Here is a 14,216-nt window from a genome sequence, read left to right on the forward strand (position 1 = left end):
GAATTCAGCGCTGGCGGAGCTGACGTCTCTAGTGTGAGCATATGACCGAGCTAGATCGAGAGGTATCCGTCGAGATCGAGATCTCACAGTCCTGCAGTTTTACGGTCATAAGGGAGTCTTGCTCAAAGACATGCAGGTGGGTTCAGAGAAGGAGCCGGCGCCCGCGGGCGGGATCGCCTATCGGATCAGATGGTCACTTATCTGACTAGAACACGATCGAGTCGAAGACGGCGCGTGCCTCCCTCATCAGCTCCGGATTGATCGATTCGTCGATATGGCCCACCGCGGCGACAGCCCGCTGGCCGTTCAGGTCGACCACCCGGTAGGTTTCGTGTTCATTCCGAGTTAAGTACCAGCGTGAGCAACGTTGTGTATCTTCTGAGTGGATGCATAACTGACCGCCGTTGCAGGCCGTGATGTCCACGTTGCCCTCGACGGAGTGGTCGAACTCGAAGCCGGAGTAATTGCCTACCATGACCTTGGCGGGAGGGGTGCTTGCCGTTGACGACTGCGCCGCCATCGCGTCAACGAAGGCCTCGGCCGACGGACCGGAATCGGCAAGGGCGCCCCTCCAGGTGCATGCGTCCTTCGCCACATAGTACGCGCGCGAAAGAGTTATGTAGACGGCCCATTCAGCCGGGTGATCCGGGTCGTCCTTGCCCAGGCTGTGGCCGTCGAGAGCAAACCAGCCGTCTGGAACGGTGATCTTGAAAGGTTCCGTATAGCCGGCGACGGGGACGAGGTATGTGCCGGCGTCGATGTCGCCGCTCTCCGGCAGCGGTGGGACCGTGCCGGTGTCGCGACTCTCTGGCAGCGGCGGGACCGTGCGGGCCTCCGTAGTCGGAGAACTGGCGGACGGGAGGGGGACGTTATCGGATTCATATTCGCAGCCGCCGAGACATCCAATCAGGGCGACAGTCACCAAGGGCACGAGATGGCGTGACCGCTGAGCGGCCTTTTCGAGCGCTGTCACAGAACTCATTGATCCACCAGCCGCTACAAGGTTCTGTGAGGCCCCGCAGCCGGGTGGCCCCGTGGGCGGCCCGAGATTGGATGCCGTCGCCCCAAGTCTCCTCCGGCAGAGATCCCATGACAATGAAGAACATTTGAGGCAGCTTTCACCGCCCGGGTCTAACTAGCCGGAAAGACCGGCGGTAGGTTACGTGTCGTAACCCTTAGGATTCGAGACGTCTCACTGGCTCAGCGAGCCCGACGGTTGCAGCAGCTCATTTTGTGACTTTCGGCGATAAGTGGCGGCGCTATTTGGCGCATTAGCTCAGCCCGCAAGGGATCGGCTAGCGTGCAGTGGCGCGTCTATCGCTTCGTCGATATCGGTCGCGTTCAGGATGTAGAACCCGGCTACGACTTGACCAGCCGCGTCGTAAGGGCCGTGAGCAGTGCCGGCCAGTCGGACAGTGCGCGCGTGGTCACTCGGCGTGAGCGCCTATTCCGGCTGCCGTGTTCGACCAGTCTCATAATGAAGGGCGCCCTCGTGTTGCAAAGCGAACAATCGGTCGGCAACTTCCTGCGTCTGGGCCTCGCTGGAAGATATAGCGAAGAACCGCGGAGAGATGAAATCAAGAAGGCATCCACGCGCAGCAAGTTCAGATCCTAGAGGCTCCCACCCAACTTTGGTAGCCCCCTGGTTTACGACTCATGTCGGGAAAGAGGTTGACGCCCATTACCCAAAAGCTGTACTGTTTAGTACAGTTTGTACCAATCGGTACAACTTAGCTTGCGAAGGAACCCACTATGTCCCGTCCCCCTCTGCCTCCCTATACCGAAGAAACCGCTATCCAGAAGGTCCGTGCAGCCGAGGACGGCTGGAACACTCGTGATCCCGAGCGCATTTCCCTCGCGTACAGCGAGGACAGTTGGTGGCGCAATCGGTCGACGTTTGTGCAGGGTCGCGCCGCCATCGTCGAGTTCCTCGCCGACAAGTGGGAGCGCGAGCTCGACTACCGGCTCATCAAGGAATTGTGGGCCTACACCGACGACGTCATTGCCGTCCGCTTCGCGTACGAGTACCATGACGCCGCAGGCCAGTGGTTCCGCGCATACGGCAACGAGAACTGGCACTTCGACAAGGATGGACTCATGACACACCGACACGCGAGCATCAACGACCTCGCCATCAACGAGTCCGAGCGCAAGTTCTTCTGGGACACCTCCGGGCCCCGCCCCGCGGATCACCCCGGCCTGAGCGAACTCGGACTGTAATGCCACGCACCCTCCTCGAACGCCCGGACGCCGTGCGCGCCCTCGCCGGTGTCTTCCGCCGGCGAGGGTTTGAGAGCAGCTCCCTGTCTGTCATCCAGCAGGAGGCCGGGATCGGTCGCGGCAGCTTGTACCACTTCTTCCCGGAGGGGAAGACAGACATGGCCAGGGCCGTGCTGGACCAGGTGGGCGACTGGTTCGAGGATGAGGTTTTCGCCCCGCTTCGTTCCGCAACAGACGCCGCTGAGGCGGTCTCGGCTATGACTAAGGCGGTCGCTGACTACTTCGTCTCCCGCGAGAATGTCTGCCTATTCGCCGCAATGACACTCGGCGAGGAGAAGGAGACGTTCGCCGGTGAGGTCAAGGCCTACTTCGTGGACTGGGTCGACGCGTTGGCCGCCCTGCTGCAGCGCGGCGGGCTCAACGCCGGGGATGCGCACGAGAACGCATTGGACGCCGTTGCCATGATCCAGGGTGGACTCATCCTTACCCGCGCCTATGGCGACGAGTCTACCTTCCTGGGGGTCATGGAACGTGTCGAGCGTCGTCTGCTCGCGCAGCTCAGCTGACGTCTGGATGCGCCGCCCCATCTCACTTCTTGGAACCCGGACGTCCGGTAAAGGATCGGCTAACGGGCGCGAACTGCTTCGTTGATACCGTGGTCGGATGGGAGAACCGGAACAAACGTGGACCACGCTGGGCCGGCGCGTGTCGCACCAGGGCCGGGTTAGGTTAGTCGAACACACGGTCGTCCTCGCCGACGGATCAGAAGCACGGTACGAGGTCGACGAAAGCATTCCGTTCGCGGTGGCGACACTGGTCGTGGACGGCGACGTGTCTTGCTCACCCGTCAGTACCGATACCCCATCGGGCGTTGGATCTACGACCTGCCTGCTGGAGCTGGACAAGCAGGCGAGCCGCCACAGTCGGCCGCGCTTCGAGAGCTCGAGGAGGAGACCGGGCTTATAGCCAAGGATCTCCAACCCCTCCACCTCTACTACATGAATCCGGGTCGCTCAGCTTGGCCCGTACACGTTTTTATCTGCACTTCGGGTACAACTAAAGGTCACGCCGACCAGTCTGACCCAGCCGAGCAAGTTCGCCTGGTCCGCATGCCCGTGCGAGAGCTGGATGCACGCATTGCCAGTCAAGAGATCGTCGATCCGACGCTCATCGTCGCGCGTTCAGCTGCAGCAGCTCAAGGAATGCTGCCACCCGTCCAAGCAATCGCGGCCGGTGAAGGATCTCCTTGTGGGATCCAATGAGTACACGAGCCTGACACCCCTCGGTTCCAGCCTCCATATGCCGAAAAACCTGACAGCAAAGACTCCCTGAATTTCCTCTTGCATCCGAGCCGAGCCGAGCCCTTGCAATCCCATCAAGGGTCCTCTATCACCCCACAACATTGGTGCGGCTGGGATTCCGCTCGCGCCCTGATAAGTAGCGTCCACAAATAGATCCCGATTCGGACACCGGCACCTATGATTTTCGGGTCGACGTCGGAGCTGGGCGTCCGACCGTCCTGGTACCGATCACGGTTCCGTCATCCCCAACGGCCCTGATCAGATCTGGCTCATCGTCTGGGAAAGCGGCATCCATGGCCGAACCAAACGTCTCCCCTCGGGCGTGCTTTGCAAATGACTGCGCCACTTGTCCCTCGTGGATTCCCCGTGCTGTGAGTTGCAGTCCCGCTCGCAAACGAAACGAATCACAGAAATTTAACGAGGTCAACGGCCTCAGAAACAATGGCTCTCCAAGCGTCCACGCCTTCTCAAACTCTTGACTGTGGCGCATCACACCTTTAGAGTTCTGATATATGAGTCATATGTCACAGTTTGCCGACCTCGACTATAGGTCGTGATCTCGATGGGTCGGCACAAGGGCGCTGGTAACGAAGGCCTTGCCATATGAATCTCGAAAGCAGTGATACATGACGACGCCGAAATCATCTCGCGTCCCGCGGCCATGTCGGCTGGCATCGAGCCAGTCGGCATCGTCCACCGGGCGCTAAGGGCTGCGGCTGTCCGAGCATCTAAGCAACGGCGCTCTGGTGCCGTCAGCGGTTTGCGCTGAAGCCAGAAGGGAACAAATCTCAATGATCCATCCGACCAAGACGACGGCCTCCGTCGACACCCCCATACCAAAAGAGACCAGCTCCAAGTTCAAACGCCGCTTCATGGTGCGGCTTGTCGCAGTCTTCATCGGCGGGATGTTCCTCGACGGTTACATTCTCGGAATCATCGGCCCTGTCACCGGACTCATGCGGTCAGATCTCCAGCTCGACGCGCTATCGCTGGGCATGATCGCTGCAGGCCCACTGGTTGGTATCTTCGTAGGCTCCCCGCTTGCCGGCTGGGCTACTGACAAGTTCGGACGCAAGCCCATGTTCCTCGTTGACATGGGCCTGTTCCTGGTCGCCTCAGCGGCCCAGTTCTTCGTAACTTCCGGAGACGGGGCCGTGATACAGCTGGCCGCCATCCGGTTCCTGATGGGCGTCGCGATCGGAGGAGAGTACTCAATCGGTGGGCCATTGCTATCAGAGTTCTCCCCTCCAAAGCTCCGCGGGCGTTTGCTCGGGCTGACCCTGATCGCCTGGTACGTCGGTTTCATGATGGCATTCATCATCGGCACGCTCCTGCACGACGCCGGCACCCCTTGGCGCCTAGTACTCGGCACGAGCACGGTACTCGCACTCGTCCTGTTCCTCGCCCGCATGGGCCTCCCCGAGTCGCCGAGCTGGCTCATTACGAAGGGCCGGCATCAGGAAGCACTCGCGATCGCACGCAGATACGTCGAATCGCCCCAGATGCACGACAGCATCACCGGAGAGATGGATCTGAGGATGATCCAGGAGGCCGAAGCCGCGAAGAGTGGGACCAAAATAAAGAACGCCTCCTTCGGCATGCTGTTCTCCAGGCAGTACTGGCGCGCCACCGTCTTCACTGCAGGTTTTTGGTTCTGCGCGGTCACTCCCTACTTCGCGATCGCGACCTTCGCCGACGAGGTGCTCAACCAATTCGGCTTCGGAGGCGGCTGGGCCGGTGGAGTCGGCCTGTCCGCACTTGCGGTCGCGGGCGTGGTCACCAGCGTACTTCTGATTGATAAGCTCGGCCGCCGAATCCTCACTGTGCCCGGGCAGTGGCTCTGCGCGGGCATCCTGCTGGTCATCGGAGTCTGGGGGAACGCACCAGCGCTCCTCGTGCTCGTCCTGTTTCTCGCCTTCTCCTACTTCAATGCCGGCTACACCACGATGACCCAGGTCTATCCGGCCGAGGTATTCCCCGGCCACCTGCGTGGCGTCGGCATGGGCTTCGCCGCGTCCTTCAGCCGCATCGGAGCCGCACTCGGCACCTTCGCCCTGCCCTGGGCGATCGCCAACATCGGCATGGGCGCAACCATGGTCGTAGCCGCCGCCGTCGCATTACTCGGCGCAGTCCTCTCGCAATGGCTCGCGCCGGAGACGAAGGGGCGCACCCTCGCCGAGATCTCAGCAGACTTCTCCCACTGACACCGGGACTGCACGTGACTTCGAGTCAGAGCTAAGAGTCATCATTCTTGCCCTGATTGGGGTAGGCGTGTCTACAGCACAGCTGTAGACACGCCTACGTTCATTTAGACAAACAAACCGGCGGTACTTGGTGACACATCACTGTAAAGTGTCTATATGCCCAGGATCACGGCCGCCACGAATGCTGCCCAACGCGCCGAGACCCAACGCCGTATTCTGACCGCCTTCGGTGAACTCCTCTTTACCCACGGCCTGCCTGGCCTCACCATGACGGACGTCGCGCGCCATGCAGGCGTTGGCCGCACCGCCGTTTATAACTACTACGCAGACATGGAGCAGTTGCTCATTGCGTACGCGCTGGACGAAACCGAGCGTTTCATCGTAGATCTTCGCGATTCGCTGGCAGCTCTTGAAAATCCAGTGGACAGGCTGGCCCTCTATGTCCGCGCCCAGGTGGAGGACCTCAGCCGCCGGCACCTCCCGCCAGGCCCAGCGATGGCGGCCGTTCTTTCCCCGGCCTCGTTCGCGAAGCTCGCGGATCACGTGGGCGACCTCAACCTGCTCCTCCAGGACATCCTGACTGACGGCGTCCGGCAGGGCTACCTCCCGGACACGGACGTCGCCCAGTTGGCGCGGCTCATTCACGGCACATTGTCTGCCAGCGCCGCACGACGCAATAGAACGCCCGACGGCGAGACTCCGGCGCCTGCCCCAGCCTCCGACGTCGAGCTCCAGACGGCGCAAACGGTGCGATTCATCCAGCTAGGTGCGGGAGCGCAGTTCGACGAGGCGGGCAAGCCCGTCCGCGTGGATACTGCAGTCCCGGACACCTTGGCCGGCTAACGCCACAGCAACAGAGCGGCGACACCCAAATCCGGGCATCGCCCACCACTTCGAGTGGCGAAAATCGAGCCGCGCCTCCTACTGAGCCGGGCGGGTGGGGATGATCGGCCACCGGGAGCTATCCGCGATCCTCAGGTCCTCGCGCGGACAGCTGAGCTTGCCTGGAGTTTGATCCACGAGTTGCGGTTCCACCAAGCCTTGATATCCCCGGGTGAGGACGAGGTCCACCGATTCGTCCTCGCGGTTGTCCTGGAAGTAATCCGTTCCGGCCACATTCCGCTGGACGTTGAATGCAGCTGCCTGGCCCTTGACTCCCGAGACCACCACGCCGATCCCCGAGTACGCGGTGTCGCTGTTGTCCACGGATAGGACCTTGTACCCCCGTGCTTTGAACTCGTCGGCAACAGTAGTAGCCAGCCCAGCCCGCGAGGTGGCATTGAAGACCTTGATGTTCACGGTTTCGTTCGGTACGTAGTCGAACGTCGTGGCAGGGCAGAGGCTGGTGGGCGCTTTGCTGGCGATCGCCGTGGGAATCTTGATGACACCGTTCATGATCGCCCAGGCGCCAACTGCTCCGGCAGCTATAACACCAACCAGCAGGACAAGGACAATAGCGTGGAAGACGCGGCGCCGGAAGCGGCTGCGTTGGGCACGGGCGTCCTCGGCGAACGTCGCGCGAAGCTCAGGTCCGGTCACCACATGGTGCCCGTGCAACTGCGTCACATCTTTGGGACGCTTGGGCTGCCTAGCCATCGATCACCAGCACGCGTGCGTGGATGGCCGTCCTCTGGTGGAGCGCGGTGCGGACTGCCCGGTGGAGCCCATCTTCGAGGTACAGCACGCCCTGGTACTGGACCACGTGCGGGAACAAATCCCCAAAAAATGTTGAATCTTCTGCGAGCAATGCCTCCAGATCCAGGGTGCGCTTGGTGGTGACAAGTTCATCGAGGCGAACGGGCCGCGGTGGAAGGGCAGCCCAGTCACGCGGCGCGGAATATCCATGGTCAGGGTACGGGCGTCCCTCGCCCACAGCTTTGAAGATCACCCTGCAAGCCTATGGAAGTTGCTGCGCTAACGGAACTTGTGACCCCCGGCACATGCAGGTTGTGGCCAAACGGTGACTATCGGACGTCAGGCGTCATAGCTGTGATGCACACCTCGGGGACTGACAGAATAGGGGCATGACTCAATCGCTCCAAGGTACCGACCGGACCGCTGCCCATACGGCCCCAGCCCTCGCGCTGCTGCTGGACGTCGACGGCCCCATCGCCAGCCCTGTGACGCGCGACGTCAAGCCGGATATCATCGCGGACCTCGTGGCGCTGGCTTCGGCCGGCATCCCCGTCATCTTCAACACGGGCCGATCGGACGCCTTCATCAGCGAACAGGTCATGGGGCCGATGATCGAGGCCGGGATGCCGGCCGGGACCATCATCCACGCCATCTGCGAAAAGGGTGCCGTCTGGTTCAGCTACACCGCTTCCGGCCCCGGACCCATCCACGTGGACCACGAGCTCGCCGTGCCCAAGGCATACGGGGATGACATACGCAGGCTCGTGGCCGAGGAATACTCCGCGCACATGTTCTTCGATGAGACCAAGCGCGCCATGGTCTCCGTTGAGCAGCACGTTGAGGTGGCCAGCGAAGATTACCTGGCCGAGCAAAAACTCTTTGACGCCGATGCCCTGAACATCATGGACCGTCACGGCTTGAACGCAGCCATCCTGGACCACCACGCCCCTGAGTCCGATGACACCGTGGACTACCGCCTGGACCCCACCATCATTTCCACGGACATCGAATCCGTCCGCTTGGGAAAGGACCTTGGCGCCAGCCGGGCAGTGGAAATGTTGGCCGCCCAAGGGATCACCCCGCTCTCCTGGCGCACCGTGGGTGATTCCCGTACGGACTACGCCATGGCAGACTGGCTTCACCACAACGACCACGATGTGAAGCACGTGGACGTCCGGCCCGCAGACGGCGTTCCGGTGAAGCCCTACACCATTCTTACCGCCGCTGACCTCGAGCTGGCGGACGACGTCATTCACGACGACGCCGGCGGAGCCTTCCTGCGCAGCTGGCGCGAGGCCCTGGACATCTAGACTCCCGCATTCCCCAGAAACGACTCACAACAGTACGGAGAAAAGCCATCACGCAAGCACAGGTCGATCCGATTTACCACGGCAGCCCCACCGTAGAGGAAGATGCGATCGCCGAGGCGGTCTCACCTGCCGTCGTTGCCCACCTGAAGCACAGGTCCGACGTCGTCCGTCACCGCGGGCGGTACGCCCTGCTTAACGGTGACCTCACGCCCCAGCAGGCAATGGTTGCCGACCTCCTGGCCATCCGCGCCGCTTTGGACGCCGCCGGCGTGGACTTCATCCTGGTTCGCGGCAACGACGAAAGGCCGGTCATCGCGGTCGACTGGGAGTCGCGCAAGGACGTTCGCGAAGCACTGGTTGCCGCCTTCCGCAATGAGCCGTTCTACTCCATGACTGTTGATGCCAAGAAGAAAGCCTCGGTCCTGGTGGCTGACGGCGAACTCTCGGCCAACCGGAAGGCACGGATCTTCCGTCTGTACCGGCCCAGGGTGGAACTCGGCGGCGGGCTTTGGTACGGCCCGGCCCTCGGTGTCCAGTTGGAACTGTGGAGGTTCGAAGGCGACCACCTTGAACTCCCCGTGGAGAATTCCCTGACCCGGCGCACCATGCTGCGCCAGGACGCCGTTCGCGGTACCGTGCAACGGCACGGCCTCACCTGGCCAACCATCGAGAACATGTTTGCGGACCACGCCAGCGACATCGACTTCGACATCGACATCGTCTTCTCGTGGGTGGATGGCAGCGACCCCGAATACATCGCCAGGAGGCGCGCCCAGCAGGCCGGGGCTGTCCTCGGCGAGGGCGACGACCATGAGGCCCGTTTCCGGCAGATCAACGAGCTGAAGTATGCGCTGCGCTCGGTCCACATGTTCGCACCATGGGTCCGCCGGATCTTCATCGCCACCGATTCGCCTACCCCGGCATGGCTGGCCGACCATCCCTCGGTCACGATCGTGCGCAGCGAGGAGTTCTTCGCGGATCCGTCGGTATTGCCCACCCACAACTCGCAAGCGGTGGAGTGCCAGCTGCACCATATCGAGGGACTGTCCGAACACTTCCTCTACTCCAACGACGACATGTTCTTCGGCCGTCCCGTGGGCCCGGACATGTTCTTCACACCCGGCGGAATCACCAAGTTCATCGAGGCTGACACCCGCATTGGGCTCGGGGAGAACGATGCCGAACGCAGTGGCTTCGAAAACGCTGCGCGCGTTAACCGCAAGCTGCTGTGGGAACGCTTCGGACGCATCACCACCAGGCACCTGGAACACACGGCCGCTCCCCTGCGCCGGAGCGTGGTGGCCCAGATGGAGCACGAATTCCCTGCCGAGTTCTCCAAGACCGCGGCCAGCCGCTTCCGTGCGGCGGACAACATCTCAGTAACCAACTCGTTCTACCACTACTACGCGCTGCTCACCGGCAAGGCAGTGACCCAGACCAATGCCAAGGTCCGCTATGTGGATACCACGCTGTGGTCTGGTCTCCACTACCTCCCAAAGCTGCTGGCCAAACGGCACATGGATCTCTTCTGCCTCAACGATGGCAGCTTCCCTGAGGTTGAAGCGGACGAACGCGCGGAACTGGTGACCGACTTCCTGGAGAAATACTTCCCCGTCAAAGCCCCCTGGGAGAAATAGAAACCCTGAGTCAGTCCCGGTGGCGCGAATGGGAGACGAGTTCCTGCGACGTCGGGGCTGGCACCCGCCGGGAACGGCTCGGAATCCGGATGCCGGCTTCGGTGAGGCGGCGCTGCACTTCGGCAGCGTCCACCGGCTCGCCAACAGTGACGCCACCGGACATGGGGACAACCGAATGCACGATCGTGTGCTCGTAGACGTGCACCATGTTGTAGGACTGGGCACCGTCCCGGCCCCGCTGTCCGCCGGCGCGCACGCCGAGGTCCTGCGTGTAACAGGTCGCCGAGGCAACTGACACCGGGATGCCGGCGAAGCCCGCCGTCGTGGAGTAATGCAGGTGACCGGCCAGGATGGTACGGACATCGGAATTGCGGACGACGGCGGCCAGGGCGGCTTGGCCGCGCAACTCCACCAACACTGCGAGGTCCTGGACGCACGGGACCGGCGGGTGGTGCAGGGCAAGGATGGTGCCGTCCGGGGCGGGAGTGGCCAACTCTGCAGCCAGCCACTGAAGCTGCGATTCGGACAACTCGCCATAGTGGTGTCCGGGGACCGTGGTGTCCAAGGTAATGATCCGGAGCCCATTGACGAAGTAGCTGCGGTCCACGGGATCCTCGGGCCTGCTCACGGCGGAGGCATCCAGGAACGCAGAGCGGAAGTTCGCGCGGTCGTCGTGGTTGCCCATTGCCCAAATGGCCTTTGCTCCCAGCGAATCGCACACCGGCTCAATCATGTCCCGGAGGCGCTTGTAGGCTTGGAATTCGCCCTTGTCTGCAAGGTCTCCAGTGAAAATGATGGCCTCTGGCTTGATCTTGGAGGCAATGATCTGATCGCAGATCTCCTGCAGCCTGGCAGCGCTGTCAACAGACCCGTGGAGCGTGCCTGGACCGGCCACCAGGTGAAGATCGCTCAAGTGCAAAAGCACATGACCTGGTTTGGGGTACTCGGCCTCGATGAGCTCCATAGCTGCCTTAGCGTTTGGTGGGAGACGGTGTCCCCCGTGTCATTCCAGTACTGCCAATCCAACCAGACAGCAAGCCAACAACAGGCTAACTGCTGGCGGAATGTTGGAAAATTACTTTCTCCTTTCGAGATCGACCACTCTTATGACAACGCCTTTTCAACGGCGTCAACCAATTCCTGCGCGTCAGGTTCTACCGCGGAGGGGAACCTTGCAACCAGCTCGCCGTCACGGTTTATGACGAACTTCTCAAAGTTCCACTTGACCTTGACCGGCTGCCCGGATTCATCCCGGGTCAGCTCGGCAAACAACGGATGCTGTTCTTTGCCCAGCACGTTGGCCTTGCTGGTGAGTGGGAATGAGACGCCAAAGTTGCGTTCGCAGAACTCCGCGATTTCCTCGTCAGCGCCGGGCTCCTGGCCACCAAACTGATTGCAGGGGACGCCAAGGACTTCAAGGCCGTCCTCGCGGTACTTCCCGTAGAGCTCCTCAAGGCCCGCATACTGGCGGGTGTAGCCGCATTTGGAGGCGACGTTCACCACCAGGACCGCCTTCCCTTCAAAGCGTCCAAAGTCTGCTTCAGAGCCATCATTGAAGGTGAGGGGAATGCTGTAGAGGGTTCTCATGTGATCGCTTCCTGACGACGTCGTCTGGCGGGATTGCCGCCATCGAGCTTACGGGGAGCTGCCCAAGCCATGAAACGTAGGGGTACCTACTCGCCGGCTTATGACGCGGGGAGGATGAGCGTAGACAACGGCACGATCACGCCGTCCGCCCGCTGGACCATGTCCGGGCCAACGAGGACATATCCAGGCGGAAGGACCACTGCCGGAGTAGTTGATGGAAGCACAGCGACGGGGCTCGGCGCCGGAACAGGAGCCGCCGGCACCGGAGCCACGGGCTCCACGGTCTGAGTGACCGCAACCGGGGCGGGAGCAACCAGCACGGGCTCTGGTGCAACAACCACAGGCGCTGGCTCAACAACCACGGGGGCCGGTGCAACCACGACGGGTGCGGGTGCAGGGGCTACCGGAGCAGAAGCCGGATCAGCGGGCGCCGCTGGAGCGACGGGCGCCACGGGCTCGACGACGGCTGGCGCGGTGGCGGTGTTGGGAACCGCAGGCGTCGTACTGGGCGCGGTAGTCGTCGTGCCCGGTGTCGTTGTGGTGGACGTCGGTGTGGGCGTCGGTGTGGAAGTCGCCGTCGGGCTTGGCGTCGCTGTAACCGTAGGCGTTGGCGTCGCTGTAACCGTAGGCGTTGCCGTGGGTGTAGGTGTAACAGTCTGCGTAGGAGTCGAGGTAGCTGGTGGCGTTTGCGTGGCAGGCGGCGTCTGGGTAGCCGGTGCCGTAGTGCCCGAAGTGGCAGGCGGCGTAGTGCTCGAAGTGCTCGGCTGGGTGGTCACCGGCGGAGCAACGGTCTCTTCGTCGTCGCCACCGATAACGGCCCGGTTAGTGCTGTCTGACACCGGCACGGCCCACTGCGGCGACGCAGTGACGCCTGTTCCAACTCCAGGCTGGTAGTTCACCATGGTGATGTTCTGCAGCGGATCGAGCTGCCGGAGGGGCAGATAGGTCCAGCCGTTGGGGTTGGTGTGCAGGCCGTTGACGATCGTCTCAAAGTGCAGGTGGCACCCAGTGGACCATCCGGTGGTCCCTACCTCGGCGATGACTTCTCCGACGCGCACGGACTGGCCCTGCGTCACACCAATCCCTTGAAGGTGGTTGTAGGTAGTGACCAGGCCGTTGCCATGTTCAATCTCAACACGGTTGCCTCCACCCCAAGGGTGCCAACCGACGGCCCTGACAACACCGGCGTCTGCGGCGTAGACGCGCGTGCCGCATGCGGCGGCGTAATCCTGGCCCCAGTGGAATTCGCCGGGAAGTCCGGTCAACGGACTGTAGCGGTATCCGTATGGAGAGCTCGGATTGAGGACTTCAAGCGGCGCGTAGAGGCTGCCGGCCGGTGGACGCGACAAGCCGGACGAAGCGACCGTCAGGCCGGACGATCCGTCCTTGGCCACAGTCCGGACAAGTGCGCGGTCGAAGTAGACCATGGGCGTGCCGGCCTCTTGGGCCGGCGGCTCGGGCATGGTGTCTATCACTGTGGTTTCGGCTTCCGGCGGCACAAGGCTGCCAAGCGAGAAAGGTCCAACGACGCCTTGCGCCACAGAACCATCCACGGAGCCGGTAGAAACGGAATTTAGGGGTTGGAAACCAAAAGCGAAAAAGGCTACGGCTGCCAGGATTCCGGCGATGAGCATCCGACGAAAACCGTCGCTGCGCACCAAGTCTACATATCGGTCAGATTCACTATGCTTGCCCACAAGAACACTCCCCAAAGCCAGCGGCACCAAACCCCAGCCTGGCGTGCAAGCACCATTGTTGCGGGAATCAAAATGAAAATAAAGGCTTTCGGGCCCCAGCGAAGCGCAGGGTTTCCTCAGTTTTTGCTCAAGGGATCTTGAGGTTCGGGGAGGACGCCCTACCCGAGGTTTTCCTTGAGCAGCGCACGGTGTTCCACGGCAGCAGATTCATGCAGCGCGCGGCCTGCGTCTGTGAGCTCCAGAAACAGGGAGCGACGATCATCGGCGCACGTCTGGCGGGAGACCAGACCTGCTTTTTCGAGTCTGTCCACCACCTTGGACACAGCGCTTTGGGTCATGGGCGTGCGCTCCCCCAAAGACTTCATGCGGCAAGCGGCGTCCGTGCTTTCGGCGACGAGGTCCAGGATTTCGAACTCGTTCAGGCCGATGTCGAACTTGGCTTCCAGGGCGCGGTCGATGGCTCCTGCGGTACGGAAGTAGGAGTCCTGAATGCTGCGCCACTGCTCAACGAGCTGGCGATCACGCGTCGTTGCCATGCCCTGATTCTAGTCCATTCCGCCTTTAGAATCCACGTCATAATATTCCCCGTCATATTCCTTGTCATTCAATGACGTGTCATATAGCT

Annotated in this window: 14 protein-coding genes; 7 read left to right on the top strand and 7 right to left on the bottom strand. The window is 61.9% G+C overall.

What is annotated here, in order from left to right; genetic code table 11:
- Positions 1-205 precede the first annotated feature (205 nt).
- The gene (locus KSW38_RS01205) at positions 206-982 is read right to left on the bottom strand and encodes a hypothetical protein (protein WP_216921802.1); all 777 of its coding nucleotides are present in this window, start codon (positions 980-982) and stop codon (positions 206-208) included.
- Between the two features lie 770 nt (positions 983-1,752).
- On the opposite strand from KSW38_RS01205, the gene KSW38_RS01210 reads away from it, so the two are divergent.
- From KSW38_RS01210 to KSW38_RS01230, 5 genes are all read left to right on the top strand, one after another.
- Positions 1,753-2,220: a nuclear transport factor 2 family protein gene (locus KSW38_RS01210; RefSeq protein ID WP_216921805.1), complete on the top strand. Its 468-nt coding sequence runs from the start codon at positions 1,753-1,755 to the stop codon at positions 2,218-2,220.
- Positions 2,220-2,786 carry a TetR/AcrR family transcriptional regulator gene (locus KSW38_RS01215; protein WP_216921819.1) on the top strand — a complete coding sequence of 189 codons (567 nt, stop codon included), beginning with the start codon at positions 2,220-2,222 and terminating at the stop codon, positions 2,784-2,786. Before KSW38_RS01210 ends, KSW38_RS01215 begins: the two co-directional genes overlap by 1 nt.
- A gap of 270 nt (positions 2,787-3,056) precedes the next feature.
- Positions 3,057-3,482: an NUDIX hydrolase gene (locus KSW38_RS01220; protein WP_254185947.1), complete on the top strand. Its 426-nt coding sequence runs from the start codon at positions 3,057-3,059 to the stop codon at positions 3,480-3,482.
- 830 nt (positions 3,483-4,312) lie between these two features.
- Positions 4,313-5,725 carry an MFS transporter gene (locus KSW38_RS01225; protein ID WP_216921822.1) on the top strand — a complete coding sequence of 471 codons (1,413 nt, stop codon included), beginning with the start codon at positions 4,313-4,315 and terminating at the stop codon, positions 5,723-5,725.
- A 156-nt stretch (positions 5,726-5,881) separates the two neighbouring features.
- Complete coding sequence (locus KSW38_RS01230) at positions 5,882-6,568, top strand: TetR/AcrR family transcriptional regulator (RefSeq protein WP_216921839.1); 687 nt, start codon at positions 5,882-5,884, stop codon at positions 6,566-6,568.
- Between the two features lie 78 nt (positions 6,569-6,646).
- Here the strand turns inward: KSW38_RS01230 and KSW38_RS01235 are convergent, their stop codons facing one another.
- Both KSW38_RS01235 and KSW38_RS01240 read right to left on the bottom strand, forming a co-directional pair.
- The gene (locus KSW38_RS01235) at positions 6,647-7,291 is read right to left on the bottom strand and encodes a LytR C-terminal domain-containing protein (protein WP_308169264.1); all 645 of its coding nucleotides are present in this window, start codon (positions 7,289-7,291) and stop codon (positions 6,647-6,649) included.
- Between the two features lie 22 nt (positions 7,292-7,313).
- Positions 7,314-7,613, bottom strand: coding sequence for a type II toxin-antitoxin system VapB family antitoxin (locus KSW38_RS01240; protein ID WP_062069994.1), 300 nt, complete (start codon positions 7,611-7,613; stop codon positions 7,314-7,316).
- A gap of 136 nt (positions 7,614-7,749) precedes the next feature.
- Here KSW38_RS01240 and KSW38_RS01245 point away from each other — a divergent pair, with 136 nt between their 5' ends.
- Together KSW38_RS01245 and KSW38_RS01250 are read left to right on the top strand one after the other, a co-directional pair.
- A complete protein-coding gene (locus tag KSW38_RS01245) occupies positions 7,750-8,670 on the top strand; it encodes a Cof-type HAD-IIB family hydrolase (RefSeq protein WP_216921846.1) in 921 nt (306 codons plus the stop codon).
- A gap of 47 nt (positions 8,671-8,717) precedes the next feature.
- Complete coding sequence (locus KSW38_RS01250; RefSeq protein WP_428982353.1) at positions 8,718-10,307, top strand: stealth family protein; 1,590 nt, start codon at positions 8,718-8,720, stop codon at positions 10,305-10,307.
- 10 nt (positions 10,308-10,317) lie between these two features.
- Here the strand turns inward: KSW38_RS01250 and KSW38_RS01255 are convergent, their stop codons facing one another.
- The 4 genes from KSW38_RS01255 to KSW38_RS01270 all read right to left on the bottom strand — a co-directional run bounded on the left by KSW38_RS01255 (position 10,318) and on the right by KSW38_RS01270 (position 14,127).
- Entirely contained in the window at positions 10,318-11,271 is a 954-nt protein-coding gene (locus tag KSW38_RS01255; RefSeq protein WP_216921849.1) for a phosphodiesterase, read from the bottom strand.
- A 140-nt stretch (positions 11,272-11,411) separates the two neighbouring features.
- Positions 11,412-11,894, bottom strand: a complete 483-nt coding sequence (locus KSW38_RS01260; protein ID WP_216921852.1) for a glutathione peroxidase — start codon at positions 11,892-11,894, stop codon at positions 11,412-11,414.
- A gap of 98 nt (positions 11,895-11,992) precedes the next feature.
- The gene (locus tag KSW38_RS01265; RefSeq protein ID WP_216921855.1) at positions 11,993-13,591 is read right to left on the bottom strand and encodes a M23 family metallopeptidase; all 1,599 of its coding nucleotides are present in this window, start codon (positions 13,589-13,591) and stop codon (positions 11,993-11,995) included.
- Between the two features lie 158 nt (positions 13,592-13,749).
- A complete protein-coding gene (locus tag KSW38_RS01270; RefSeq protein ID WP_216921859.1) occupies positions 13,750-14,127 on the bottom strand; it encodes a MarR family transcriptional regulator in 378 nt (125 codons plus the stop codon).
- Positions 14,128-14,216 lie beyond the last annotated feature (89 nt).

This window comes from Paenarthrobacter aromaticivorans (assembly GCF_019038615.1).
GTDB lineage: Bacteria > Actinomycetota > Actinomycetes > Actinomycetales > Micrococcaceae > Arthrobacter > Arthrobacter aromaticivorans.